This is a genomic window from Pantoea jilinensis, assembly GCF_019104105.1.
Classification (GTDB): domain Bacteria; phylum Pseudomonadota; class Gammaproteobacteria; order Enterobacterales; family Enterobacteriaceae; genus Pantoea; species Pantoea eucalypti.
Genome location: NZ_CP077746.1, coordinates 2,879,875 through 2,906,102, shown reverse-complemented (window position 1 = coordinate 2,906,102; position 26,228 = coordinate 2,879,875). Strand labels below are relative to the sequence as shown.

At 57.7% G+C, this 26,228-nt stretch carries 24 protein-coding genes, 3 tRNA genes and 1 other RNA gene; 14 read left to right on the top strand and 14 right to left on the bottom strand.

The features are described 5' to 3' along the window. Window positions 1–2: 2 nt before the first annotated feature. The 5 genes from cpoB to KTJ90_RS13670 all read left to right on the top strand — a co-directional run bounded on the left by cpoB (window position 3) and on the right by KTJ90_RS13670 (window position 1,483). Window positions 3–797, top strand: a complete 795-nt coding sequence (cpoB, locus tag KTJ90_RS13690) for a cell division protein CpoB (RefSeq protein WP_003853134.1) — start codon at window positions 3–5, stop codon at window positions 795–797. Window positions 798–961: 164 nt separating this feature from the next. Next, window positions 962–1,037, top strand: a tRNA-Lys gene (locus tag KTJ90_RS13685). Between the two features lie 70 nt (window positions 1,038–1,107). After that, window positions 1,108–1,183 (top strand) — tRNA-Lys (locus tag KTJ90_RS13680). A 46-nt stretch (window positions 1,184–1,229) separates the two neighbouring features. After that, window positions 1,230–1,305: transfer RNA gene (locus KTJ90_RS13675), tRNA-Lys, on the top strand. Between the two features lie 43 nt (window positions 1,306–1,348). Beyond that, a non-coding RNA gene (locus tag KTJ90_RS13670) (RtT sRNA) lies at window positions 1,349–1,483 on the top strand. A gap of 364 nt (window positions 1,484–1,847) precedes the next feature. Here KTJ90_RS13670 and KTJ90_RS13665 read toward each other — a convergent pair. Further along, a complete protein-coding gene (locus KTJ90_RS13665; RefSeq protein ID WP_499025005.1) occupies window positions 1,848–3,335 on the bottom strand; it encodes an AlkA N-terminal domain-containing protein in 1,488 nt (495 codons plus the stop codon). Window positions 3,336–3,493: 158 nt separating this feature from the next. On the opposite strand from KTJ90_RS13665, the gene KTJ90_RS13660 reads away from it, so the two are divergent. The 3 genes from KTJ90_RS13660 (at window position 3,494) to pnuC (ending at window position 5,970) form a co-directional block, all read left to right on the top strand. Further along, entirely contained in the window at window positions 3,494–4,036 is a 543-nt protein-coding gene (locus KTJ90_RS13660; protein ID WP_105099400.1) for a methylated-DNA--[protein]-cysteine S-methyltransferase, read from the top strand. Window positions 4,037–4,162: 126 nt separating this feature from the next. After that, complete coding sequence (nadA, locus tag KTJ90_RS13655) at window positions 4,163–5,224, top strand: quinolinate synthase NadA (RefSeq protein ID WP_008925032.1); 1,062 nt, start codon at window positions 4,163–4,165, stop codon at window positions 5,222–5,224. 23 nt (window positions 5,225–5,247) lie between these two features. After that, window positions 5,248–5,970: a nicotinamide riboside transporter PnuC gene (gene pnuC, locus KTJ90_RS13650; protein WP_003851908.1), complete on the top strand. Its 723-nt coding sequence runs from the start codon at window positions 5,248–5,250 to the stop codon at window positions 5,968–5,970. Here the strand turns inward: pnuC and zitB are convergent. The 4 genes from zitB to KTJ90_RS13630 form a co-directional block, all read right to left on the bottom strand. Further along, window positions 5,964–6,947, bottom strand: a complete 984-nt coding sequence (gene zitB, locus KTJ90_RS13645) for a zinc transporter ZitB (RefSeq protein WP_499025003.1) — start codon at window positions 6,945–6,947, stop codon at window positions 5,964–5,966. The genes pnuC and zitB overlap by 7 nt on opposite strands. Further along, on the bottom strand, window positions 6,925–9,981 hold the full coding sequence (locus tag KTJ90_RS13640; protein WP_499026526.1) for a hybrid sensor histidine kinase/response regulator: 3,057 nt from the start codon (window positions 9,979–9,981) through the stop codon (window positions 6,925–6,927). Before KTJ90_RS13640 ends, zitB begins: the two co-directional genes overlap by 23 nt. Before the next feature lie 14 nt (window positions 9,982–9,995). Further along, complete coding sequence (locus KTJ90_RS13635; RefSeq protein ID WP_008925036.1) at window positions 9,996–10,577, bottom strand: response regulator transcription factor; 582 nt, start codon at window positions 10,575–10,577, stop codon at window positions 9,996–9,998. Between the two features lie 98 nt (window positions 10,578–10,675). Beyond that, window positions 10,676–11,044 carry a YbgS-like family protein gene (locus KTJ90_RS13630; protein ID WP_003851898.1) on the bottom strand — a complete coding sequence of 123 codons (369 nt, stop codon included), beginning with the start codon at window positions 11,042–11,044 and terminating at the stop codon, window positions 10,676–10,678. A 287-nt stretch (window positions 11,045–11,331) separates the two neighbouring features. Here KTJ90_RS13630 and aroG point away from each other — a divergent pair, with 287 nt between their 5' ends. Continuing rightward, on the top strand, window positions 11,332–12,384 hold the full coding sequence (gene aroG, locus KTJ90_RS13625; RefSeq protein ID WP_110411584.1) for a 3-deoxy-7-phosphoheptulonate synthase AroG: 1,053 nt from the start codon (window positions 11,332–11,334) through the stop codon (window positions 12,382–12,384). A gap of 75 nt (window positions 12,385–12,459) precedes the next feature. Here aroG and gpmA read toward each other — a convergent pair whose 3' ends face one another. The 6 genes from gpmA to modE all read right to left on the bottom strand — a co-directional run bounded on the left by gpmA (window position 12,460) and on the right by modE (window position 19,145). Then, a complete protein-coding gene (gpmA, locus tag KTJ90_RS13620) occupies window positions 12,460–13,212 on the bottom strand; it encodes a 2,3-diphosphoglycerate-dependent phosphoglycerate mutase (RefSeq protein WP_003851893.1) in 753 nt (250 codons plus the stop codon). 151 nt (window positions 13,213–13,363) lie between these two features. After that, on the bottom strand, window positions 13,364–14,398 hold the full coding sequence (galM, locus tag KTJ90_RS13615) for a galactose-1-epimerase (RefSeq protein ID WP_003851891.1): 1,035 nt from the start codon (window positions 14,396–14,398) through the stop codon (window positions 13,364–13,366). Further along, entirely contained in the window at window positions 14,392–15,540 is a 1,149-nt protein-coding gene (gene galK / locus KTJ90_RS13610; protein ID WP_283543372.1) for a galactokinase, read from the bottom strand. The genes galM and galK overlap by 7 nt, the downstream gene beginning before the upstream one ends. After that, entirely contained in the window at window positions 15,537–16,583 is a 1,047-nt protein-coding gene (gene galT, locus KTJ90_RS13605; protein ID WP_039659199.1) for a galactose-1-phosphate uridylyltransferase, read from the bottom strand. Before galT ends, galK begins: the two co-directional genes overlap by 4 nt. Before the next feature lie 237 nt (window positions 16,584–16,820). Beyond that, window positions 16,821–18,293, bottom strand: coding sequence for a molybdate ABC transporter ATP-binding protein ModF (gene modF, locus KTJ90_RS13600; protein WP_485523162.1), 1,473 nt, complete (start codon window positions 18,291–18,293; stop codon window positions 16,821–16,823). A gap of 69 nt (window positions 18,294–18,362) precedes the next feature. Then, window positions 18,363–19,145, bottom strand: coding sequence for a molybdenum-dependent transcriptional regulator (modE, locus tag KTJ90_RS13595; RefSeq protein ID WP_003851884.1), 783 nt, complete (start codon window positions 19,143–19,145; stop codon window positions 18,363–18,365). A 136-nt stretch (window positions 19,146–19,281) separates the two neighbouring features. Between modE and KTJ90_RS13590 the strand changes: the two genes are divergently transcribed. From KTJ90_RS13590 to modC, 4 genes are all read left to right on the top strand, one after another. Continuing rightward, window positions 19,282–19,437 (top strand): AcrZ family multidrug efflux pump-associated protein, encoded by a 156-nt coding sequence (locus KTJ90_RS13590; protein ID WP_008925042.1) that lies wholly within the window; start codon window positions 19,282–19,284, stop codon window positions 19,435–19,437. 145 nt (window positions 19,438–19,582) lie between these two features. After that, entirely contained in the window at window positions 19,583–20,356 is a 774-nt protein-coding gene (modA, locus tag KTJ90_RS13585; protein WP_375150622.1) for a molybdate ABC transporter substrate-binding protein, read from the top strand. Further along, a complete protein-coding gene (modB, locus tag KTJ90_RS13580) occupies window positions 20,353–21,042 on the top strand; it encodes a molybdate ABC transporter permease subunit (protein WP_008925044.1) in 690 nt (229 codons plus the stop codon). The genes modA and modB overlap by 4 nt, the downstream gene beginning before the upstream one ends. After that, window positions 21,042–22,100 carry a molybdenum ABC transporter ATP-binding protein ModC gene (gene modC / locus KTJ90_RS13575; protein WP_003851877.1) on the top strand — a complete coding sequence of 353 codons (1,059 nt, stop codon included), beginning with the start codon at window positions 21,042–21,044 and terminating at the stop codon, window positions 22,098–22,100. Before modB ends, modC begins: the two co-directional genes overlap by 1 nt. On the opposite strand, the gene KTJ90_RS13570 is transcribed toward modC, so the two are convergent. Further along, entirely contained in the window at window positions 22,101–22,919 is an 819-nt protein-coding gene (locus KTJ90_RS13570) for a pyridoxal phosphatase (protein WP_003851875.1), read from the bottom strand. A 155-nt stretch (window positions 22,920–23,074) separates the two neighbouring features. Here KTJ90_RS13570 and pgl point away from each other — a divergent pair, with 155 nt between their 5' ends. Next, window positions 23,075–24,076, top strand: a complete 1,002-nt coding sequence (pgl, locus tag KTJ90_RS13565) for a 6-phosphogluconolactonase (RefSeq protein WP_039659206.1) — start codon at window positions 23,075–23,077, stop codon at window positions 24,074–24,076. 242 nt (window positions 24,077–24,318) lie between these two features. Here pgl and KTJ90_RS13560 read toward each other — a convergent pair whose 3' ends face one another. Both KTJ90_RS13560 and bioA read right to left on the bottom strand, forming a co-directional pair. Further along, the gene (locus tag KTJ90_RS13560) at window positions 24,319–24,795 is read right to left on the bottom strand and encodes a kinase inhibitor (RefSeq protein WP_013357177.1); all 477 of its coding nucleotides are present in this window, start codon (window positions 24,793–24,795) and stop codon (window positions 24,319–24,321) included. Window positions 24,796–24,870: 75 nt separating this feature from the next. Next, window positions 24,871–26,175: an adenosylmethionine--8-amino-7-oxononanoate transaminase gene (bioA, locus tag KTJ90_RS13555; RefSeq protein WP_039659209.1), complete on the bottom strand. Its 1,305-nt coding sequence runs from the start codon at window positions 26,173–26,175 to the stop codon at window positions 24,871–24,873. Window positions 26,176–26,228: the final 53 nt, after the last annotated feature.

Below are 26,228 nucleotides of genomic sequence, written 5' to 3'. Positions count from 1 at the left end.
ACATGGTTAGTAACTTCAGACGTCATCTGTTGAGTCTGTCGTTACTGATTGGCGTAGCGGCCCCCTGGGCCGCTAATGCCCAAGCGTCAATCAGTAGCGTTGGCTCCGGCTCGGTCGAAGACCGTGTCACCACTCTTGAACGAATCTCTAATGCCCAGGCACAGCTGATGCAGCAATTGCAGCAGCAGATGAGCGATAACCAGCGTGATATTGATGCGCTGCGTGGGCAAATCCAGCAAAACACGTATCAGTTGAATCAGGTGGTTGAGCGGCAGAAGCAGCTTTACCAGCAGATTGACACGCTGAGCAGCGCCAGCAGCAACGGCGGGCAACAGGCAGCCGGCAGCGATGCCGCAGCAGATACAGGCGCAGCAGCAACCGCAGGCGCGGCAGCATCAACGGAGAGCGCACCTGCGCAGACCGGCGATGCGAACAGCGATTACAATGCGGCTGTGGCGCTGATTCTGGAGAAGAAACAGTATGACCAGGCGATCAGCGCGCTTCAGGCGTGGGTAAAACGTTACCCTGATTCGACCTATCAGCCGAATGCGAATTACTGGTTGGGTCAGCTGAACTACAACAAAGGCAAAAAGGACGACGCGGCGTATTATTACGCCACGGTAGTGAAAAACTATCCGAAGTCGCCGAAAGCTGCAGAAGCGTTGTTGAAAGTGGGTGTGATCATGCAGGAGAAAAAAGACACGGCGAAAGCCAAAGCGGTCTTCCAGCAGGTGATCAAACTTTATCCAGACACTGAATCTGCTAAACAAGCTCAGAAACGTCTGAGCGGTCTGTAATTTGTCCGGTTCAGACCAGATATCGTGTGATTTCTGGTCTTGCCGTATGAAAGGTAAGCAACTGAAGCGTTTAGCAGAAATAAGAGTTGCGCTACCCCGCTAAATCAGTAATATATGCCGCCGTTGCCGGGACACATTGAAAAGTGTCTGGTAAGCCTGAAGATGGGTCGTTAGCTCAGTTGGTAGAGCAGTTGACTTTTAATCAATTGGTCGCAGGTTCGAATCCTGCACGACCCACCATCTCCTTCAGACGCGCTTTTACCGCGCAGTTTCAAGAAGAACACTTCAGCATTGCTTCACAACCTAAGATGGGTCGTTAGCTCAGTTGGTAGAGCAGTTGACTTTTAATCAATTGGTCGCAGGTTCGAATCCTGCACGACCCACCATCTTATCTCAGCCGCCTGGTGCGCTGAACGGTTGTAAGCCCCCAGCGGGTCGTTAGCTCAGTTGGTAGAGCAGTTGACTTTTAATCAATTGGTCGCAGGTTCGAATCCTGCACGACCCACCAATTAAGAAAGAAGCGCCCTTTGGGCGCTTTTTTCGTTTCCGGGGCACGGACTTTACCGTGCAGGGTGAGAACCTGCAGCAGGTTCGACTGAATCGCCCGGCGATTCAGGCTGATGCGTCAGCATCACCCGGAGGGCGAGGCCCTAGGAAGGGCCGAGGCAATCCTGCACGACCTACCAATTAAGAAAAAAGCGCCCTTTGGGCGCTTTTTTCGTTTCTGCAGTATCACAGACTTGCGTTGAATGTAAAAAGCCAATGGCGTTTAAGGTGTTGTGAAGTCTGACCTGGATTGCTGTGAGATCGAGACTGCTTAGGGAACACGGTCAGATCGGAAAGACGCAAAAGCCGTCATCCATGACCTGCTCGTCCCGCGCCGTCCTGGCGCGGGACGCTTTCCTCTTCTGATCCTGTTCCCTGCGCATCGAACTTATTCGTTGCTGGAAGATTCAGTCGGCTGCGAGTCTGTAATCAGTCTGGAAGAGGCTCTGCATTTTTAGTTTCTGCGATACCGACTATGCAGGTCAGGGCAGACAATCCGCATCCTTACATTGACCGGCACGGCTTTTTCTTCACCTTCGCCACTGCCAGGCTCTCCCAGATATGCATCACCGCATAGCTGCGCCAGGGACGCCAGGATTGCGAGCGCGCTTCTGCTTCTTTAGATGACATGCCGCCCAGGTTATTACGGATGGCGATATCCTCTTTGGGAAAGGCATCCGGCCAGCGCAGGGCGCGCATCGCGATATAGTGCGCGGTCCAGGGACCAATGCCCGGCAGGCTGACCAGCTTTTTTATTACCTCATCAGGCGGCTGCGCGGCACTGAGACGCAGATCGCCGCTGGCGCAGGCGGTGGCAAAGGCGATGATGGCGCGGGAGCGGGCGGCGCTGACGATGCCCATCGGCGCAACGTCATCCACCGTCAGCGCTGCGATGCGTTCAGGAAGCGCGGTGTAGCGGGTCAGGTCGGCAAAGGGCGTTTCACAGGGCTCGCCAAAGGCGGCGGCAAAACGGCTGCTGACTGTGGTGGCGGCTTTGACGGTCACCTGCTGGCCGATAATAGCACGCACGCCAAGTTCAAAAGCGTCGAAGGCGCCCGGCACACGCAGACCAGGATGTGCAATCAGGCTGGGTGCCAGCAGCGGGTCCTGAGCCAGACAGGCGGCGATACGCTGCGGCTGCGCGTCCAGGTCAAACAGATCGCGCAGGCGGCGCAGCAGCAGCGGCAGAACCGGCGTCAGTGAGGTTGAGAGCGTCACCTGCAGCGCGTTCTTCTGCGGCAGATGGGATACACTGACCCAGCCCCGAAAACGTCCCAGCGCCACGGTGCGTCGCCAGCAGCCATCTTCCACTGCCTCAACTTCCTTCATCAGGTGTGTCTGCAAAAACCAGAGCATCGCCGCCCAGTCGTAGGGCGGGCGATAGGCCAGCCGCAGCGTCACGCGGTCGCCGGGCTGCGCACGCTTCGCGCCTGTATCGTCGCGGCGCAGCGCGCTTGGCGTCATGCGGTAGCGAGCCTGGAAAACATCATTAAAACGGCGCAGACTGCTGAAGCCACTGGCGTAGGCGACCTCCGTGACCGGCAGTTGTGTTTCTGTCAGCAACTGCTTGGCCAGCAGCATACGCCGTGTTTGCTTCAGCTCCAGTGGTGAGACGCCGAGTTCATGTTGCACGATACGGCGCAGCTGACGCAGGCTGAGACTGAACTCAGCGGCAATCGCCTCCAGACCTTCGCGCTCCTCCAGCATGCCTTCCTCAATGCGCTGAATCAGCTGCTCCGCCACGCGATGCGGCTGATCGACAGGCGCATTGCCGGGAGCCAGCTCAGGCCGGCAGCGCAGGCAGGGGCGAAAGCGCGCTTTCTCCGCCGCCTCGGCGCTGCTGAAGAAAAGACAGTTTTTCTGCATCGGCGCTTTGACCGGGCAAATTGGGCGGCAATAGATACCGGTTGAGGTCACGCCCACAAAGAAAACGCCGTCGAAGCGGGTATCACGTGAGGTCAGCGCCTGATAGGCAATGTCGGGATCGAGCATGGCATTTCTCCGGTAAATAAGCGCAGCCTACAGGGGGGAATCCCAGCAGACTGGCTGTTTTCGGACAGCACAACAGTTTATAACCATGACCGAAAACAGCCAGTCAGGCTGATGAAAAGTGCGATACTGGACGACGGAACCGTGACGGGAGAATCACCATGTACTACTTCAAACAGATAGTTACCCCGGTGGGCGAGCTGAAGCTGGTCGCCAGCGATATCGGCCTGGCGGGGATTTTGTGGGAAAACGACGATCCAAAACGCACCCGGTTTTTACCTCAAACGCGCAATGACGATCATCCCATTCTGATCGAAACCGCGCGTCAGCTCAGCGAGTACTTTACCGGTGCGCGACGCTGTTTTGCGTTGCCGTTCGACATGGTCGGCACCGACTTTCAGAAAAAAGTCTGGCAGGCGCTGGTGGCGATACCGTTTGGTGAGACGCGCAGCTACAGCCAGATTGCACGGGAGATCGGCCATCCGCAGGCGGTGCGCGCGGTCGGCGCGGCCAACGGCCGTAATCCACTTTCCATTGTCGCACCGTGCCATCGCGTGATCGGTGCCAACGGCAAGCTGACCGGCTTTGCGGGCGGCCTGGAGACCAAAGCTTTCCTGCTGGCACTGGAAGCGCCGCAGAAAACGCTGGTGCTGGCAGATGAAACGCAGACGGGCAGGGTCGGTGCTGTAACGCAGGCAGAGTAAAAATCTCACGACACAGTGTGGCTTTTCCGTTATCGTGTTTAGCATATAAAACACGACGGCGGATTCATCGCCAAAATTCGCCTCCGCAGGTGATTTTCGTTAATTAGACAAAACGAGAGCTGTGTCATGAGTGTAATGTTCGATCCTGAAAGCGCCGTTTATCCTTTTCCGCCGAAACCCGCCCGCCTGAGTGACGATGAGAAGACGTTTTACCGTGAGAAAATCAAAGCGCTGCTGAAAGCGCGAAACGCGGTGATGGTGGCGCACTATTACACCGATCCGGAAATTCAGGCGCTGGCGGAAGAGACAGGCGGCTGCGTCTCCGACTCGCTGGAGATGGCGCGTTTCGGCAGCAATCATTCGGCGACCACGCTGCTGGTGGCGGGCGTGCGCTTTATGGGTGAAACCGCCAAAATCCTCAGCCCCGAAAAAACCGTGCTGATGCCGACCCTGCAGGCGGAGTGTTCACTGGATCTCGGCTGTCCCATTGAAGAGTTTAACGCCTTCTGTGATGCGCATCCCGATCGCACCGTGGTGGTCTATGCCAATACCTCGGCGGCCGTCAAAGCCCGCGCCGACTGGGTGGTCACTTCCAGCATTGCGGTAGAGCTGATTGAGCATCTCGACAGTCTCGGCGAAAAGATCATCTGGGCACCGGATCGTCACCTTGGTCGCTATGTTACCCGGATGTCGGGTGCAGATGTGTTGTGCTGGCAGGGCGCCTGCATTGTGCATGACGAGTTCAAAACCCAGGCGCTGCAGCGCATGAAAGCGCTCTATCCCGATGCGGCGGTGCTGGTGCATCCTGAGTCACCGCAGGCGATTGTCGAACTGGCGGACGCGGTCGGCTCGACCAGCCAGCTGATTCAGGCGGCGAAATCCCTGCCGCATCCGCAGATGATTGTGGCGACCGACCGCGGCATCTTCTACAAAATGCAGCAGGCGGTGCCGGATAAAGAGCTGCTGGAAGCGCCGACCGCAGGTGAAGGGGCAACCTGCCGCAGCTGCGCGCACTGTCCCTGGATGGCAATGAACGGCCTTAAAGCCATCGCAGAGGCGCTGGAGTCGGGTGGGGTGGAACATGAGATTCAGGTGGATGAGACGCTGCGAGAGGCGGCGTTACTGCCGCTTAATCGCATGCTATCCTTTGCAGCGGAACTTAAACTCAACGTGAAGGGCAACGCCTAAGCGTTCCCGGACAGGTGCTCTGCATGGACTTCTTCAGCACACATAATATTCTGGTTCATATTCCTCTGGGTGCCGGAGGCTACGATCTCTCATGGATTGAGGCCATCGGCACGCTGGCGGGCTTACTCTGTATCTGGTTTGCCAGCCTGGAAAAAATTATCAACTATCCGTTTGGCCTGATTAACGTCACGCTGTTTGCGGTGATCTTCTTTCAGATCCAGCTCTATGCCAGCCTGCTGCTGCAGCTCTTCTTCTTTGCCGCCAATCTCTATGGCTGGTACGCATGGAGCCGACAGACCGAAGATCATCAGGCGGCGCTGAAAATCCGCTGGCTGCCGCTGCCTGGAGCGCTGGCCTGGACAGCAGGGTGTGTGATTGCGATTGCGCTGATGACCCTCTATATCGATCCGGTGTTTGCGCTGTTAACCCGTGCGGCGGTAACGCTGATGAACGGTCTGGGCCTGTCGGTGGCGATGCCTGCGCTGCAGCCGGATGCCTTCCCGTTCTGGGATTCCTGCATGATGGTGCTGTCTATTGCCGCGATGGTGCTGATGACGCGCAAATATGTGGAGAACTGGCTGCTGTGGGTCATCATCAATGTGATTAGCGTGATGATCTTCGCCCGTCAGGGTGTCTATGCGATGTCGCTGGAGTATGTGATTCTGACGCTGATTGCGCTGAACGGATCACGAATGTGGATCCGCAGCGCGCGGCAACAGGGTTCCCGCGCGCTGTCAGCTCAGTGAGTGTGCTTGTCGCCTTTAACATGGTCATGATCGTGGTCGTGAGAATGACTGTGGTCATGGCCGGTGGCAGCCGCACTGCCTGAGCCGAGTTCACACTCGGCACCAGCGCAGGGCTGGTACTCCATCTGCACCGTCGCGTGCGCGATCTGATAGTTCTCGCGCAGATAGTCGTGAATGCGATGCAGCAGCGCATCATGATCGTAAGGCGGGATCACCTGCGCATGCAGCGTCAGCATCGGCTTTTCGCCCACCTGCCACAGATGCACATGGTGAACATTGCGCACCTCGGCGATGTTCAGGGTGAGATCCCGTGTCAGCTTGTTCACATCCAGTGAATGCGGAGCCCCTTCCAGTAACTCCTGCAGACTCTCACGCAGCAGCGACCAGGCGCTGCGTAGCACCAGCAGTGACACCAGCAACGACAGTATCGGGTCGATGGGCGTCCAGCCGGTCAGCATTATAATTACTGCAGCCACAATCGCGCCCACTGAACCGAGCAGGTCACCCATCACATGCAGCGCCGCGGCCCGCACGTTGAGGTTCTTCTCTCCGCTGCCATGATGCAGCAGCCAGAACGAGAGCAGATTGGCCAGCAGGCCGCCGATCGCGATTCCCAGCATCAGTCCGCCGGTCACCGGTTGCGGGTCGGCAAAGCGGCGCACTGCTTCCCAGACGATCAGCGCAGTAATGCCGAGCAGTGCAATGGCGTTAATAAATGCGGCTACCGTGGTCAGACGCAGCAGGCCAAAGGTGTGACGTGCATTGGGTTTACGGCGTGAGAAATGGACCGCCAGCAAGGCCATCAGCAGTGCGGCTCCATCGGTCAGCATATGCCCGGCGTCCGCCAGCAGCGCCAGTGAACCAGAGAGCCAGCCGCCAATGACTTCAGCAACCATGAAGACGACGGTCACCCCGAAGGCGGCCGCCAGACGCGTGCGATTACTATCCTGCCCGCTATGAGTGTGGGTATGTGCCATAAGTTTCCAGTTTTTTCAGTAACCTGTTTGCTAATAATATCAGTAATTGCCACGTCTCAGACGGGTCCTGATGCTGTTTTACCTGCTCCGTCAATTGCTGGCTGAGCTGCGCGCCATGCTCCAGCCCCACCAGTAAAAAGCTTCCTTTCATCCTGTGTGCCGCCTCAGCGAACGGCGTCCAGTCCGCACGATCATGCGCCGCCTGCATCGCAGCCAGATCCTGCGTGACCGTGTTGTGCAGCGTCTGGCTCAGACGGTTGAGGAATTTTTCATTCTGCTGTGCCAGTTGCCACAGATTGTCATCCAGTGACGCCAGCGGATCGTCCTGCCACGCCTGCTGCCACTCTGCCAGCAACGCGCTGAGATCGCCTAACTGCACCGGTTTGATCAATACCCGCTCCCGCTCCTCAAGCGAGCGCGACAGCAGCTGCGCATCAGCCGAGCAGAGTACCCGCATCGCCTGCCGTCTCCGCTGGCGGTCACGCCGACGCAGTATCCGCAGCAGCAGCGTGCCGTCGGGACGCGGCATCATCTGGTCGATAAACAGCAGGTCATAAGGTTGCTGCGCATCGGCCTGCAGCAGCGCACGTCCCTGCTCAAAGATGTCAGCCTGAATGGCAAAGCGTGCCAGCTGCTGCTGCATCACCAGCAGGTTAGTCGGGTGGTCATCCACAATCGCCACCCGCAGCTGCGGAAAACCGGGCAGGGCGGATTCGTCCACGTGGTTTGCTGGCGTGCAGATCTCAAGCGGCAGCGTCACAGTGACCTGAGTGCCGAGCCCCGGTTCTGAGGCGAGCCGGATATCGCCGCCCATCCGCAGCACTATTTCGCGGCAGATAAACAGCCCCAGGCCGCTGCCCTGCACCGAAACTGATTTTCCGGACGGCGCCTGATACCAGGGATCAAACAACTTCTGCTGTTCCTCCGATGGGATACCGCTGCCGCTGTCGCTCACTGTGAGAATCAGCTGTTGATCCTGGGCAGCCAGGGTCAGGCGAATCGTGCCGTGACGCGTAAATTTCAGCGCATTGGTCATCAGGTTGTTGATCACCTGCTGCAGGCGATCGGCATCGATGAGCACCGTGTCAGGCAGCGGCGTCAGCGCCTCGACAATCAGACGCGGCCCGTCACCGCGCATTAACGGGTGATAAAAGTGCTGCTGCTGGCTGAGCCATTGCGCCAGCGCCAGTGGACGGGGTGCCAGGGTAAAACTGTTGCTCTCAATGCGGGCATGGTCCTGCAGGTCATTCAGCAGCGTCAGCAACGATTGAGCGCTGCTGTGAAGCAGCGTCAGGTTCTGGCTGCTGTGCTGCTGTTTTTCCAGCTCAAGCAGCCCCAGGATAGCCTGCATCGGCGTGCGCAGCTCATGACTGACGGTTGCCAGAAACTGGCTTTTCATCGCATTGGCATGCTCTGCCTGTTCACGCTGCTGACGCTCGCGGCGCTGTTGCCAGTAACGGCGTGCCAGCAGCAGCAACAGCAGCACAATGGCCGCACCGGCCACCGCCAGCACCATCATTGGCAGCGAACCCATTGCCATCACGCTGCCGGGCTGCGGCGGGGTAGACCAGCTGTCGCGCATCTGGCTCTGGGTATCGGCCGGGATCTGCTGCAGAGCGCGATCCAGCAGCGTACGCAGCACCGCCTGGTCGGGTGCGACGCCGAGCGCGATGGGCCAGGCGATGTCGCTGGCGGCAAAGGCCAGGTGGATGCGCGCATCATCGCGGCTGGCAATACGCCAGCGGGCGGAAAGCACATTATCGACCAGCACATCGATCTGCCCTTTTGCCAGCGCGTCATAAAGGCTATTACGGTCGGCAAACTGCAGGGGCTGCAGATCCGCAGGCAACAGACGCAGCGCCAGGTCATCCTGCAATACACCAATCCGTTTGCCGCGCAGGTCGCGCCAGTGCGCCAGCGTGTCAGACTGGATGCTGTAGATTCCCCACAGCGCTCGCCACACCGGCAGCGACGTACTCTGCATCGCATCGCCGTTCAGCGGCTGCATCAGCTGCAGCATCGCCTGCTTTTGCTCAATCAGGGTGCGTGCCTGACGGGGATTGCTGACCCATACCGGCTCAAACTGCAATCCTGTGCTCTGTGCTATCGCTTTCAGCAAGTCCACGCCATAACCTCTGGCGGTGCCGCTGGCATCGCGGTAGCTCCAGGGATAGTTGTCCGGTTCGGCGGTGTAAGTAACGCGCGGATGATCGGCGATCCAGGCGCGTTCAGCGGGGCTGAGCATCAGGGTCTGCGTATCCTGATAGCGCGGCAGGTTACTGCTCCAGCGCGCCTGTAGCGTGTTCATCAGTTCCGCTGGCAACTGACGCAGGCTCTGATTAATCCAGCTGATAAGCTGGGGATCACGTGCCACCGCGCGCAGGTTTAGCTGTCCTGCATCAATGTGAGAGGCGATCTGGTAAATCTGGCCCTGCTGAAGCTGGCTTAACAAAAAACCGGCGCTGGTCTCATCCGCCACCACATAGTCATTCTGCTGATTGAGCAGGGTATAGAGTGCCTGTAAATCGCTGCTGTAGCGTCTGAAGCTGTGGCGGGCCGCCAGCGCGGGCGGCAGTTGGGCCAGCGTGCTGTCGCTGATCGCCAGTTGGGCATTCTGGCTGTTAAACATCACGGCACGCTGGTTTTGCTGATTGCGGTAGACCCGCAGCGGGCTGCTGTACCAGTTATCGCTGCTCAGGGTGCCGGCTGGCAGGGGCGTGACCCACATGCCCAGCGCGAAATCAATCTGGCCGCTGCTCAGTGCCTGCATGAGGTGCGGCTGATCGCTGTAAAGGTTGAGGGTGAACTGCGCGCCGGTCAGCTGTCGCAGCGCGGAAAGATAGTCGGCATTGATGCCATAGAGGTCATTGCCGATGCGCATTGTCCAGGGCGCGTGGTTCTCTTCCAGCAGGCCAACGCGCAGAATTTTGCCCTGCATGGTTTCCGCGTGCGTCACCGGCAGCATCATCGGCAGATTGACGCTGCTCACCGGACGCACCTCAGCCAGCGCGGAGCCGCACAGCAACAGCAGCATCAGCAGAAAAACTCTCACTGCTGCGCCTTCCACAGATCGGCCAGTTCTACCACCGAGCGGGCGCCGGTTTTTTCCAGAATATTTTTCTTATGGGTGCTGACCGTTTTATTGCTGATGTGCAACTGGGCAGCAATTTGCAGATTAGACAGCCCGCTGGCCAGTAGGGCCAGAATCTGACGCTCTTTCTGGGTCAGCGGGAGTTCAGGCTCATCATCCATCTCCGGGAAAGCCGTCTGTCCGCCGAGCACGGCAAGGATAGCGCTGAGCAACTGCGCCATACGCTGGCTTTTCACCACATAACCGGCGGCACCCAGCGCCTGAGCGCGACGCACATAGTGGCGGGTCTGCTGCGCGGAGTAGATGAGGACCGGGCAATCGGGTCGATGGATCTTCAGGCGACGCAGGAACTCCAGCCCATCACTATCCGGCAGGCCGATATCCAGCACGATAATGTCCAGTGACTGCTGAAGCAGGGGACGGGCGGCTTTTTCACTGCTGGCAGAGAGGAGCTGAACCGGAATAGGTGACTGGCTCAGGGCGGCTTCAAGTGCCACTTCAACCAGCGGATGATCGTCAATCAGAAGCAAAACAGCCATGAAGGATTCCCTGTAAATTTCACAGGATTAGCATAGCGGAAGAGTGGGGCAGAGGGGAGAAAAACCCGGAGAGCCGAAGCGCGCCGGGTTAAACAGCATTACTGGGTGGTGCCGTCGGTTTTGGTATCTACGTCACCGCCGCCCACTTTAGTCTGAACTTTTTTATTAATGTTCGGACATTTGCCATCTTTACACTGGGCGTTCTGGTCCATTTCGTTAGCAGACATATTACCATTGCTGGTGGTGCTGCCAGACGTTGCAGGATTAGTGTTGTTGCCGGTGTTATTAATTTTATCGTTATCAACTTTGTTTGGCGGCAGATTTTCATTTGCGCCGCCCGCTGCTGCACCTGCACTGGCCGCCTGATTAGCTGTACCATTGTTGCTGCTGCTGTCCGCAGCCAGTACCGCACCGCTGCTCAGTGTCATTGCTGCTGTCAAAAAAACTAAGGCAAACTTTTTCATCATTATACTCCCGTTAATAAATGAAGTTGCTTTAAGCCCAGAGGTGCAATTTCGGGTAATAAAATCCCTGACGAAATAAAATTCGCCGGTTGGCTTAAACAGGGTGATTAAATCTGGTAAGCGGGATGTTCCTCAGTGCTTACCAGTAAAAAGTCTAGTCGCTAACCTGATTAATGCAAATATGACCCGCACATTTAACCCGCAGCGGGAATTTACACCCCTGGCGCTTCGGGCTACATTGGGCAGGTTGTGTCCGGCGGGCGCCGGGCCAGAAATAAAATGGAATCAGTATGAATTACCAGAACGATGACTTACGCATCAAAGAGATTAAAGAGCTGTTACCTCCGGTTGCGCTGCTCGAAAAATTCCCGGCGACCGATCGTGCTGCACAGACCGTTTCACAGGCCCGTCAGGCGATTCATCAGATCCTGCAGGGCAAGGATGACCGCCTGCTGGTGGTGATTGGTCCCTGCTCCATTCATGACACAGACGCGGCGAAAGAGTATGCCGATCGCCTGCTGGCGCTGCGTGATGAGCTGAAAGGCGAGCTGGAAGTGGTGATGCGGGTCTATTTTGAAAAGCCGCGCACCACGGTGGGCTGGAAAGGGCTGATCAACGATCCATATATGGACAACAGCTATCAGCTCAACGACGGTCTGCGTCTGGCGCGTAAGCTGCTGCTGGACATTAACGACAGCGGTTTACCGGCGGCGGGCGAGTTTCTGGATATGATTACCCCGCAATACGTGGCTGACCTGATGAGCTGGGGCGCGATTGGTGCGCGTACCACAGAATCTCAGGTTCACCGTGAGCTGGCATCGGGCCTTTCCTGTCCGGTGGGTTTCAAAAACGGCACCGATGGCACCATTAAGGTCGCGATCGATGCGATTAACGCGGCGGGTTCGCCACACTGTTTCCTGTCAGTGACGAAGTATGGTCACTCCGCGATTGTGGAAACCAGCGGTAACGGTGATTGTCATATCATTCTGCGCGGCGGAAAAGAGCCAAACTACAGCGCGCAGCATGTGGCTGAGGTAAAAGAAGGACTGGCGAAAGCGGGTCTGCCACAGCAGGTGATGATCGATTTCAGCCATGCCAACAGCAGCAAACAGTTCCAGCGTCAGATGGTCGTGGCAGACGATGTTGCACAGCAGCTGATTAACGGTGAGCAGGCGATTGTCGGTGTGATGATTGAGAGTCATCTGGTGGAAGGTAACCAGAGCCTGGAGAGCGGCGAGCCGCTGGTCTATGGCAAAAGTGTTACCGACGCCTGCATTGGCTGGGAAGATACCGACAAGGTGCTGCGTCAGCTGGCGGCAGCGGTTAAACAGCGCCGCGGCTGATTTGCCTGGCCAGACGTTGTCATCAATAAAAAAAGGCCAGACTTTCGTCTGGCCTTTTTGCCTTTCAGCGAGGAATTACTTCGCTTTACCCTGATTCGCAACGGCTGCAGCTTTCGCGGCAATCTCGTCCTGGTCGCCCAGGTAGTAGCGTTTCAGCGGTTTGAAGTTTTCATCGAACTCATACACAAGCGGTACGCCGGTAGGGATGTTCAGTTCGAGGATTTCATCTTCGCTCAGGTTATCCAGATATTTTACCAGTGCACGCAGTGAGTTGCCGTGTGCGGCAATGATCACTTTCTCACCGCTTTTGATGCGCGGCAGAATGGTGTCGTTCCAGTAAGGGATAACGCGGTCGATGGTCAGCGCCAGGCTTTCGGTGGTTGGCAGCTGCTCTGGGGTCAGTTTCGCGTAACGCGGGTCATGGCCCGGGAAGCGCTCATCTGAACGATCCAGCTCTGGCGGGGTGACGGCAAAGCCGCGACGCCACTGCTTAACCTGCTCGTCGCCATATTTGGCGGCAGTTTCAGCTTTATCCAGACCCTGCAGCGCACCATAGTGACGCTCGTTCAGACGCCAGGTTTTCTCAACCGGCAGCCAGGCCTGATCCAGCTCATCCAGCACATTCCACAGCGTATGAATTGCACGCTTCAGTACGGAGGTGTAAGCAAAATCAAAAACAAAGCCCTCTTTCTTCAGCAGCTGACCTGCTGATTTGGCTTCGCCACGACCTTTCTCAGAAAGGTCAACATCATACCAACCGGTAAAGCGGTTTTCGTTGTTCCACTGGCTTTCGCCGTGTCGCACCAGAACCAGCTTAGTTACAGCCATAGCTTAACTCCTTAATACTGTGATGTTTCTGTGAGATTGGAAACCTGCTGCTGCCCGCCTGATACACGAGCTGATTGCGCCATACCATAACGGAAAAGCGGGCAGCGCGTAAGCCTGTGTGTGACGCACTGCGCGTTTTTCAGCCGGAGGCTCAGCGTGGCGTGAAGCGATAACGCGTCACCGATTCCCAGCGATCTCCCGGCTGCAGCCAGCAATCAGGCTGAGGCCACTCAGCGTGATTAGGCGAATCCGGTAAAAATTCACTCTCCAGCGCAATGCCCTGAAAGGCATTATAGCTCGCCTGCTCACGGGCACGGGTGCCCGCCAGATAGTTGCCGGAGTAGAACTGCAACGCCGGGGCCGAGGTAGTCACGCTGAGCTGTAATTTTCCATCTTCTGACCAGAGTTCTGCCGCAGGCTGACTCTCGTCGCCGGCGCTGTTCAGCAGAAACGCGTGGTCATAGCCCTTTACTGCACGCTGGTCGTCATCTGCCAGGAAATCCTGCGCCACGACTTTAGCGTTGCGGAAATCAAAGCTGGTATCGGCGACCGCTTTTAGCGGCGCATTCGGAATGCCTTCGCTGTCGACCGGTAAATACTGGTCGGCGTGCAGTTGTAAGCGATGCTGGCGGACATCGCCATGATGCGCATCAAGATTAAAGTAAGCATGGTTGGTCAGATTGACCGGGCAGGACTGATCGCAACGCGCTTCATAACTGATGCTCAGGCAGTTCTGATCATCCAGCTGATAGCGCACGTCAGCAATCAGATTGCCCGGATAGCCCTGATCGCCATCCGGTGAATCGATGCGGTAATGCACTTCGCTGTCAGACTGACTGACAATTTGCCAGCGGCGTTTATCAAAGCCTTCCGGTCCGCCATGCAGCTGATGTACGCCCTGGTTAGGCACCAGCTGACGGTTAAGTTTATTGAGTTTTGCGCCAGCGATGCGGTTAGCGTAGCGGCCCACGGTGGCGCCCAGATAGGCATCCTGGTGCAGATAGTCAGAGGGCGTGGCGCAGCCGAGCAGCGCTTCACGCACCGTGCCATCCTGCATCGGTACGCGGGCAGAGAGCCAGGTCGCCCCCCAGTCCATAAAAGTTGCCAGCATGCCGTTGGCATTGCGCAGCACGGTTATGCGCCACGGCTGACCGTCGGGCGCATGGGAGTTGACGTCATTCAGCATTGGCCGGCTCCTTCAGAGGCTTTACAGACGTAGAAGGTCTCTTTGATGCCGGTCGCGGCTTCATACTGTTCTGCCACGGCGGCTTTAACCTGATCGACGAGGTCCAGTGGCATCAGTGCCACGATGCAGCCACCAAAGCCGCCGCCGGTCATACGGACGCCGCCGCGCTCACCAATCTGCGCTTTCACGATCTCAACCAGCGTATCGATCGGCGGCACGGTGATTTCGAAATCGTCACGCATTGAGGCGTGAGAGTCGGCCATCAGCTGGCCCATACGGGTCAGGTCGCCCTGCGTCAGCGCATCGGCGGCTTCCAGGGTACGGGCGTTCTCGGTCAGAACGTGACGCACGCGTTTGGCGACCTGTGGATCGAGCTGCGACTGTGCCGCTTCAAACTCGGCCAGTTCAACGTCACGCAGCGCTTTCTTATTGAAGAAACGCGCGCCCGCTTCACACTGCTCGCGGCGGGTGTTGTATTCGCTGCCGACCAGCGTACGACGGAAGTTGGAGTTGATGATCACCACCGCGATATCTTCCGGCATCGACACCGGACGGGTGCCCAGGGTGCGGCAGTCGAGCAGCATAGCGTGATCTTTCTGGCCCAGTGCGGAGATCAACTGGTCCATGATGCCGCAGTTACAGCCAACGAACTGGTTCTCCGCTTCCTGACCATTAACGGCGATGGCTGCGCCATCCAGCGGCAGGTTATAGAGCTGCTGTACCACGGTGCCGACCGCCACTTCCAGCGAGGCCGATGAGCTGAGGCCCGCACCCTGTGGCACATTGCCGCTGATCACCATGTCGATGCCGTCGAAATCGGCGTGACGCTTCTGCAGATGTTTCACCACGCCACGCACATAGTTGGCCCACATCGGTTCCTGCACGCTGACAATCTCTTCATCCAGCGAGAACGTGTCCTGCGCATTCTCATAATCGGCAGCGACCACGCGAATCTGGCGATCGTCACGGCGGGCACAGGCGATGACCGTCTGATAATCGATAGCGCACGGCAGCACGAAGCCGTCGTTATAGTCAGTGTGCTCGCCAATCAGATTAACGCGGCCCGGTGCCTGAATGGTATGGGTGGCAGCGTAGCCAAATGCGTCAGAAAAAAGCTGCTGCGTGATGGTTTTTAAGCTCATTGTTGTGCCTCACGGAAGTGAACGTCGCTGACAGAACGCAGACGTTCCGCCGCCTGTTCCGCCGTTAAATCGCGTTGGGTTTCGGCCAGCATTTCATAGCCAACCATAAATTTACGCACCGTTGCTGAACGCAGCAGCGGAGGATAGAAGTGAGCGTGCAGCTGCCAGTGATCGTTGGCTTCGCCATTAAACGGCGCGCCGTGCCAGCCCATTGAGTAGGGGAAGGAGCACTGGAACAGATTGTCGTAGCGGCTGGTCAGCAGCTTAATGGCTTTTGCCAGGTCGGCGCTCTGGGCTTCGCTGAGGTCCGTCAGCTGTTTAACGTGCGCTTTCGGCAGCAGCAGCGTTTCAAACGGCCAGGCCGCCCACCATGGCACCACGGCCAGCCAGTGTTCGGTTTCCACCACGGTGCGGCTGCCATCCTGCTGCTCACGGGCCAGATAATCGACCAGCATCGGCGAGCCATGTTTAGCGAAATAGTCGCGCTGATGATCATCTTCACGCTGCGCTTCATTTGGCAGGAAGCTGTTGGCCCAGATCTGACCGTGCGGATGCGGGTTGGAGCAGCCCATCGCCGCGCCTTTGTTCTCAAACACCTGCACCCACGGGTAGTGCTGACCCAGATCGGCGGTCTGCGCCTGCCAGGTGCGCACCACTTCCTCCAGCGCGCTCAGTGACATCTCCGGCAGCGTTTTACTGTGATCGGGCGAAAAGCAGATGACCCGACTGGTGCCGCGTGCGCTTTCACAGCGCATCAGGATATCGTCGCTCTCGGGCGCGTCAGGCGTGTCGGTCATCAGTGCGGCAAAGTCGTTGGTAAAGACGTACGTGCCCGCATAGTCCGGGTTTTTATCGCCGGTAATGCGGGTATTTCCGGCACACAGGAAGCAGTCCGGATCGTGCGCCGGTAAAGTATTGACCGCCGGGGTTTCCTGCGCGCCTTGCCACGGACGTTTGGCCCGATGAGGTGAAACTAAAATCCATTGATCAATCAGTGGATTGTAACGGCGATGCGGGTGATCGACCGGGTTGAATTTTTCCATGTGAGATCCTGGTAAGCGTCAAAAGCCAAAGAGGCATCGGTAAAAAGTAGCACATCAGCGCGCCCGAAAGCGTGATCAAGTCTGGATAAATGGTATCGTTTACACAAGCTGAATATTCTTATTTCGAGGCATTGTGTGCGGTTATGCGGCGTTAAAGACGGTGCTGAATGGTAGCGCTTACACCGATGTGCTTTAAAACGCCGCGGTAGCGGCGTTGAAGGACGTGATGTGAAAGCTTTAGCGCACCGTTTCCTGCTGAAAAACGTAGCCGCCATTATCGGGAACAAAGCTCAGGCGATGTGTGATACAGGCGGGCGCATCTTCAGCGTGATGCGAAACGAACAGCAACTGAGTCCGCCCTTCGCCAATCAGCACATCCACAAAGCGCCGCACCAGCTGGCGGTTAATCGGGTCCAGTCCCTGAAGTGGCTCATCCAGAATCAGCAGCGTCGGATGCTTAACCAGTGCGCGGGCAATCAGCACCAGTCGCTGCTGTCCCCAGGAGAGTGAGTGGAACGGCGCATCGCCCAGCCGGTTATCCATTCCCAGCAGCGTCAGCCATTGCTGTGTCAGCGCTTTTTGCCGGTCAGATGCCGCCTGATAGAGACCGATAGAGTCGAAGAAGCCCGACAGAATGACCGTTCGCACATTGGTGCTGACGCGGTAATCAAGATGCAGGCTGCTGCTGACATAGCCAATATGCTGTTTGATCTCCCAGATGGTTTCGCCGCTGCCGCGACGGCGCCCAAACAGGGTTAAATCATTGCTGTAGCCCTGCGGGTGATCGCCGGTCACCAGGCTGAGCAGGGTCGATTTTCCGGCACCGTTTGGTCCGATGATCTGCCAGTGTTCGCCGGCGTTGACCTGCCAGTTCAGCCCCTGAATCACCGGCTGATCGTTGTAGGAGACGGTGCCGTTGCGCAGAATAACGCGCGGGGCATCATCTGTCAGTGAGGGTAACTGATCCGGCGCATCCGCCTCGGGTAACGCCATTCCCATCAGCTGTTCACTGTGCGCCAGCTGTGCCACCAGTGCTTCCGTTAAAATGGCCTGGCGCGGCCCGCTGTGGGTGAGGGTACATTCTGCCAGTACGCCAACCTGCTGAATGAAATCGGGAATGTCGTCAAAGCGATTGAGCACCAGCACCAGGGTAAACGCGGGATGCTGCAGGCTGCGCAGCGTGTCGGTCAGGCTGGCGCGTGACGCCACATCCAGTCCGTCAAATGGCTCATCCAGAATCAGCAGATCGGGCTCGCTCATCAGCGCCTGGCAGAGCAGGGTTTTACGGGTTTCGCCGGTGGAGAGATATTTGAAGCGACGGGACAGCAGCGGTTCAATGCCAAACTGCCGGGCAAGCTGTTTGCAGCGATCGGGCTGCTGCACCTCCGCCTGAATCACCTCTGCCACGGTCAGTCCGGTATCTTCTTCGCCTTCGCTGAGCATATCGGTGTTGTTACGCTGCCACTCCTGCGCCACCAGTGTCTGTAACTGCTCCAGCGACAGCCGGACCGGCTTTCTGAAATCGCTGCTGACGGAACCGGCCAGCGGTGGCAGTTCACCGGAAAGCGCGCGCGCCAGAGAGGATTTACCGCTGCCGTTGGCACCGACAAAAGCCCAGCTTTCGCCGCGCTGCAGTTCCACCTGATTCAGGTTCAGTGTTCGTGTATCGCTAAGATGAAACGTGCCTTGCAAAATCTGCAATGAAGCCATGATCTGTTCCATTTTCTGCATCGTGTCACTGAGTTGTAACCATTGCCCGTAATGAAGTCAAATCAACGGCTAGAGCAGGGTAGCGACAATGGCATTTTCCGCGTTAAAGCTGGCAATCACAGCGTCGCCTGGCTGAAGCTTCAACTGCTGCAGCTGATCGTGACTCAGGGTGGCGCACAGGGTTTCGCCGCTGGCAAGCTGCATCAGCACTTCGCTCATCTGCTCACCGGGCTCGATGGCACTGACGGTGGCTGGAAGCTGATTATCTTCTTCCGCGGCGTCACGGCTGATACGGATCCACGGGGCTTTAATCAGTACCAGCACCTCTTTACCTGCCGCCAGTTGCAGACGATCGGCGCTGCGCTGGGTCAGCGCCACATTGAGCTGGGTGACGCCATCAGCAAGCTGAATCATAAGATGCTGGACCACCTGCTGCGCATCGTTGCTGATCACGGTGCCAAACAGTTGATTGCGGGCGCTGGTCTGCAGAGAGAAGCGGGCGATGGCCGCCAGCAGACTGTCGAGCGGCAGCGTATCCTGCTGCAGGGCATCGAACGCTTTCTGCTGAATCTGTTCCATCAGCTGAAACAGCTGTATCAGGCGTTCACCGTAGCGGGTCAGCGTGGCACCGCCGCCGCCTTTACCGCCCGTTGCCCGCGCCACCAGCGTTTCATCCGCCATCTGGTTCATCTCATTGATCGCATCCCAGGCACTTTTGTAGCTGATGCCCGCCAGCTTCGCCCCCTGACTGATCGATCCGGTCTGTTGCACGCGTTTCAGCAGCTCAATACGCCGGGGATCGGCAAACAGTTTCTGTTGTAAACGGATATGAAGGGACAGTTCGGCTTCCATGACAGCTCCGGCAAAGGGTTAAGGCGAAGGCCGATGATAGCGGCGTTTTGTGACCAAAGTAAAAGCACGAAAAGGGCTGCGCAAAATTTTCCTGACCCGTTACAATCACTTTTTTGTTAGCAGAGTGAGACTCTCCATGCTGGAATTACTGAAAAGCCTCGCCTTCGCCGTCCTGATGGTGCCTGTGGTGATGGCGCTGATGCTGGGTATGATTTATGGCCTGGGTGAAGTGTTTAACGTCATTTCTAAAATTGGTCATCGCGAAAAATCCTCAGCCCGTTCGCACAATTAATTGCTGCCACGCCCGCCATCGTCGCGGGCGTGGTCGTTATTATTCCTCTCTGATTTAACCTTTTGTTCCTCCTGCCGATAATTTACTGAACCTCCCGGTCATTGCGTTATATTATTCACTACACAACGTATAGCCGGAGAACATCATGTCATTGAATTACACTCGATGGGGCGCAGCGGCGCTGATCACTGTTTCGCTGGCCGGGCAGGCTGTGGCCGCCGATAACATTACCGTGTTTGCCGCAGCGTCACTGACCAACGCGATGCAGGATATTGCCAGTCAATACAAGCAGGAAAAAGGGGTGACGGTGGTCTCTTCATTCGCCTCATCGTCAACGCTGGCGCGCCAGCTGGAGCAGGGTGCGCCTGCCGACCTGTTTATCTCTGCCGATCAGCAGTGGATGGATGATGCGGTGGTGAAAAAAAGCGTGATCACCCGCACTCGCTACACGCTGCTGGGCAACGATCTGGTGCTGATTGCACCACGTAGTGCGCCAGCTAAAGCGGTGACGCTGGACGCAAAGACCGACTGGAAAACACTGCTGCACGGTGAACGTCTGGCGGTTGGCGATCCGGACCATGTTCCGGCCGGCATCTACGCCAAAGAGGCGCTGCAAAAGCTGGGCGCCTGGGAAAGCGTTGCGCCTGTGTTAGCGCCAGCCAATAATGTGCGTGCGGCACTGGCGCTGGTGGAGCGAAACGAAACACCTTATGGCATTGTCTATGGCTCGGACGCTGTTGCCAGCGACAACGTGCAGGTGGTCGGGCGTTTTCCGGCAAACAGCCATAAACCGGTGGAATATCCGATGGCGATCGTGAACGAGCACGACAATGCGACTGTTAAAGCGTTTTATGATTATCTGAAAGGACCGCAGGCCGCGGCTATCTTCAAACACTACGGATTCACACCGACGAAATGATACTCAGCGATCCCGAATGGCAGGCGGTACTGCTTAGCCTTAAAGTCTCTGGCATAGCCGTGCTGGGCAGTCTGCCGTTTGGCATCCTGATGGCCTGGATTCTGGTGCGCTGCCGTTTTCCCGGCAAAGCGCTGCTCGACAGCCTGATCCACCTGCCGCTGGTGCTGCCGCCGGTGGTGGTGGGTTATCTGCTGCTGATTAGCCTGGGCCGGCGCGGCATCATTGGCGAAAAGCTTTTTGACTGGTTCGGTTTCAGCTTTGCTTTCAGCTGGCGTGGCGCCGCACTGGCGTCTGCCGTCATCGCCTTTCCGTTGATGGTGCGTGCCATCCGGCTGGCGCTGGAGGCGGTGGATATCCGGCTGGAGCAGGCGGCCCGCACGCTGGGTGCCGGGCGCTGGCGGGTCTTTTTCACTATCACGCTGCCGCTGACGCTGCCTGGCGTGATTGTCGGGACGGTGCTGGCGTTTGCCCGTTCGCTGGGTGAATTCGGGGCCACCATCACCTTTGTTTCCAATATTCCCGGCGAGACGCGCACGCTTCCGCTGGCGATGTTTACCCTGATAGAGACTCCCGGTGCAGAGGGCGCGGCGGCGCGCCTGTGCGTTATCGCTATCGTGCTGGCGCTGGCGTCACTGCTGGCGTCGGAATGGCTGGCTCGCGCAGGCCGTAAGCGGATGGGAAGCTGATGCTATCACTTAACTTTATGCAGCAGCAGGGCGATCACCAGCTGGAGGTTGACCTGCAGATCCCGGCCAAAGGGATCACCGCTATTTTTGGTGTTTCCGGTGCCGGTAAGACGTCCCTGATTAACGCGATTAGCGGGCTGACCCAGCCGCAGCGCGGGCGGATCCAGCTTAACGAGCGTCTGCTGTTTGATGCGGAGCAGAAAATTGCGCTGCCGCCTGAAAAACGACGCATTGGTTACGTGTTTCAGGATGCGCGGCTGTTCCCGCACTATCGGGTTCGTGGCAACCTGCAATACGGTATGGCGCCGGCAATGAAAGCGCAGTTCGACAGCCTTGTGTCGCTGCTGGGTCTGGAGGCGTTGCTGCCGCGCTTTCCGCTGTCGCTGTCTGGCGGGGAAAAGCAGCGGGTCGCGATAGGCCGTGCGCTGTTGACCGCACCGGACATGCTGCTGCTGGATGAGCCGCTGGCGTCGCTGGATCTGCCGCGCAAACGTGAACTGATGCCGTATCTGCAAAAACTGGCGAAACAGGTCGATATTCCGATGCTTTACGTTTCTCACAGTCTGGATGAGATCCTGCATCTGGCGGATAACGTGCTGGTGCTGGATGCGGGCAAGGTCAAGGCCTTTGGTCCGCTTGAGCGGGTCTGGAGCAGCAGCGCGATGCGGCCGTGGCTGCCAGTAAGCGAACTGACCAGCGTACTGCGGGTGCTGGTGCTTGAGCAGCATCCCGACTATCCGATGACCGCGCTGTCGCTGGGCGACCAGCATATCTGGGTCAGCCGGGTGAATCAGCCGGTGAAAACGCCACTGCGTATTCGCATCGCCTCTTCTGATGTCTCGCTGGCGCTGCAACCGCCGCAACACAGCTCCATCCGCAACATTTTACCGGCACAGGTGGTAGAACTGCTGGAGGTCGGCGATCAGGTGGAAGTGAAGCTGCGTATTGGTATCAGCGAGCTCTGGGCGCGCATTACGCCGTGGGCGCGTGATGAACTGGGCATCCGGCCGGATCAGTGGCTCTATGCCCAGATCAAAAGCGTCTCCGTGACGCCCTGATTACAACACGTACTGACGGAGGGTATCGGCAATACCGGTTTCAAGGTTGGTGCCGATCACCCGCTTCGCCCGCGCTTTGATCGCGTCGTCGGCATTGCCCATCGCCACACCCAGCCCGGCCGTTTCCAGCATGCTGAGATCGTTGTAGTTATCCCCGAATGCGATCACATCAGACATGTCCAGCCCCAGTGATTCAACCCACTGCGCCAGCCGTTTGCCTTTGCTATTGCCGCCTTTCGCAATATCCACCTGATCGTGCCATGACCATTCGCAGGCCAGACCCAGCTCCGCTTCGGCGCGGGTGGCGAACTGCTGCAGTTCCTCATGATTGTCGTGCGACAGGGCAAACTTCCAGATCGAACCGGCGTCACGCGCCGCCTGCGCTAAGTCGGGCACCTGAATGAACAGCGGACGCTGATGAGCAGGCAGTGATTCGGCCCACTTCAGTGTGCGCATCACGTGACCGGTCGGCGTCTGATAAAGCATTGCATCATCCACGTAGAGCAACCCGTGAATACGCTGCTGGTCCAGCATCTCAATGACCTGTAACGCCAGTTGCGGGTCCATGGGATCGGACGCCAGCACCTTTTTTGCCTGGTAATCATACAGGTAGGTACCATTACAGCAGATTGCGGGGGTATCCAGCTGTAACGCCTGATAAAAAGGATGAATAGCGCAGTGATGGCGTCCGGTGACGATAGCGACATGAACGCCCGCCTGTCGGGCCTGGTTTAACACATCGATTGACTGCGGCAGAATCGTCTTGGCTGGGGTCAGCAGCGTGCCGTCGAGGTCGAGGGCAATTACACGGTAGCTCATTAATCCTCACGTTTTTCCAGGTTTGCAGGGGCTGAAGTCTACACCTGACCACGGCCCGGAGACAAAAAACAGGGCACAAATGATTCCAGCGTAGGGCAATAAAACGCGCTACAGTGATTCAAAGATCATGACAAGGCAGCAAAAAAGGAGAATGCATGAAACAGGTTGTTTACACCGCCAGTCCCGAGAGCCAGCAGATTCACGTCTGGCAGATGAATGATGAGGGTGCGCTGACGTTGCTTCAGGTGACCGATGTCGCCGGCCAGGTTCAGCCGATGGTGGTGAGTCCGAAACGCGATTTTCTCTATGTCGGCGTGCGTCCCAATTTTCGCGTGCTGGCGTTTAAGATTGCCGCTGATGGCACGCTGACCGAAGCGGGTCAGGCACCGTTGCCCGGCAGTCCGACCCACATTTCCACCGATCGTGAGGGCCGGTTCCTGTTCTGCGGCTCCTACAATGATGCCTGCGTCAGCGTCAGCCCCATTGGCGATGACGGCATTCCGCAGGCTCCGCTGCAGGTGATCAACGGTCTGGATGGCTGCCACTCGGCCAACATCGACACTGACAATAAGACCCTGTATGTGCCGGCACTGAAGCAGGATCGTATCTGTCTGTTCTCGCTGGGCGCTGACGGTCAACTGACGCCGCGTAAGCAGGCGCAGGTCACGACAGTAGAAGGCGCTGGCCCGCGCCACATGCAGTTCCATCCGGGCGGTCAGTTCGCTTATTGCGTAAATGAGCTCGACAGCACGGTTGAGGTCTGGGCATTAAATACGGGTGAAGGTGAAGCAGAAAGCGTGCAGACGCTGGATATGATGCCACCGGATTTCACCGGTACGCGCTGGGCTGCGGATATTCACCTGACGCCGGATGGCCGTTTCCTCTACGCCTGCGATCGCACCAGCAGCACTCTGGCGGTGTTCAGCGTCAGCGAGCTGGGTGACGAGCTGACCCTGGAAGGGTTCCAGCCGACAGAAACACAGCCGCGCGGATTCAATATCGATCACAGCGGACGCTATCTGGTGGCAGCGGGACAGAAATCGCATCACATCGAAGTCTATGCGATTAGCGAACCAAAAGGGCTGTTACAGCCGCTGGGACGTTATGCAGTAGGGCAGGGCCCGATGTGGGTCGTGATTCATCAGTTGCAGGCGTAACGCACCACGAAAAATGCCTCTCCCGGGCGGGAGAGGCGTGGCTGCCAGCTGTGAGATCCTGCAGACACAGGGAACAGGGTCAGATCTGAAAGACGCAAAAGCCGCCATCCATGGCATGCTCGACCCGCGCCATCCCTGGCACGGGACGCTTTCCTCCTCTGACCCTGTTCCCTGCAATTTAAGCTAACGCGTTGCTGCCAGATCATTCAGCTTTAGGCTTGTCAGTGGTCAGTCTTACTGAATTACTGATAATTCACGGTCAGCGAGGCGCTCGCCAGTGCGTGGAAATGCACATTAAAGCCGACCATTGCGCCGCTGGCGCCTTCATCCACCTCAATCGTCTCCACATCCAGCGCATGTACGGTGAAAATGTAGCGATGGGTTTCACCCTGCGGCGGCGCCGCGCCACCGTAGCCCGCCTGACCGAAATCGGTACGGGTCTGAATTGCGCCTGCTGGCAGTGACGCTTTGCCGGAACCGGCACCCTGTGGCAGTGACGTGGTGCTGGCCGGAATATTCGCCACCACCCAATGCCACCAGCCTGAACCGGTCGGCGCATCAGGATCGTAGCAGGTCACCACGAAACTTTTGGTGCCTTCCGGCGCCGCTTCCCAGGCAAGATGGGGAGAGATATTCTCGCCCTGATAACCCATGCCGTTGAAAACATGCTTTTCAGGCATCTTCTCGCCGTCATTAAAATCCTGACTAAAAACGCGCATCACATCTCCTCAATTGTCGATGAATAGCCTTTCATCATAACCAAAAGCGCCACCAGTGCCAGCGGTCAGCCCGCTTCAGGCAGCAAAATGTTGCGAATGTTCCAGCGCGCCGCCTATCGCCTGCACCAGCTGACTCAGTGCCTGTGGCGTGATGATGTAGGGCGGCATCAGGTAGATCAGACGACCAAATGGCCGGATCCAGACGCCCTGTTCAACAAAGAACTGCTGCAGCGCCGCCATGTTGACCGCCTGATGCGTTTCCACCACGCCAATTGCGCCCAGCACGCGCACATCAGCCACCTGCGGTGAGTTGCGTAGCGGCAGCAGCTCAGCGCGCAGCTGCTGTTCAATGGCGGCCACCTGATGCTGCCAGTCTCCTTCCGCCAGCATGGTCAGGCTTTCTGCCGCGACCGCGCAGGCCAGCGGGTTGCCCATAAAGGTCGGGCCATGCATGAAACAGCCTGCCGCGCTGCGACTGATGGTGTCGGCCACGTCACGGGTGGTCAGCGTCGCCGCCAGCGTCATCATGCCGCCGGTCAGCGCTTTACCGACGCAGAGTATATCCGGCGTGATGTCCGCGTGTTCACAGGCGAAGAGTTTGCCGGTGCGGCCAAAGCCGGTTGCGATCTCATCCGCGATCAGCAGCACGCCATAGCGATCGCAGGCTTCCCGCACCTGCTGCAGATAGCGTGGATGGTAGAAACGCATGCCGCCCGCACCCTGTACTATTGGCTCCAGAATCACCGCCGCCAGCTGCCGGTGATGCTGTTCAATCAGACGGGCGAAATCATCGAAATCGCGCTCGTCCCACTCATCATCAAAGCCGCAGGCGGGAGCCGCCGCAAAGTGATGCTCCGGCAGATAGCCGCGCCACAGGCTGTGCATTGAGTTCTCAGGATCGCACACCGACATCGCGGCAAAGGTATCGCCGTGATAGCCGCGTTTCAGCGTCAGGAACTGCTGGCGGGTTTCGCCCCGACCCAGCCAGTACTGCAGCGCCATCTTCATCGACACTTCCACCGCCACCGAGCCGGAATCGGCCAGGAAAACGCACTCCAGCGGCTCAGGCGTTATCGCCACCAGCTGACGGCAGAGCGCCACCGCCGCCGGGTGGGTAATGCCGCCAAACATCACGTGCGACATCTGTGTGACCTGCTCCGTCAGCGCCCGGTTCAGGCGGGGATGGTTATAGCCGTGGATCGCCGCCCACCATGATGACATCCCATCTACCAGCTCACGGCCATCGGCCAGTTGCAGCTGAAAACCCTGCGCGGTAACAACCGGATAGCAGGGCAGTGGATTCTGTATTGAGGTGTAGGGATGCCAGATATGCTGGCGGTCAAAACGGGCATCATCTGAGGAAAAAACAGGGGTAGTCATCGGAGTTGTAAACCAAAATAAAAAAATATAGTTTACAAGTATACCCCTGCTTT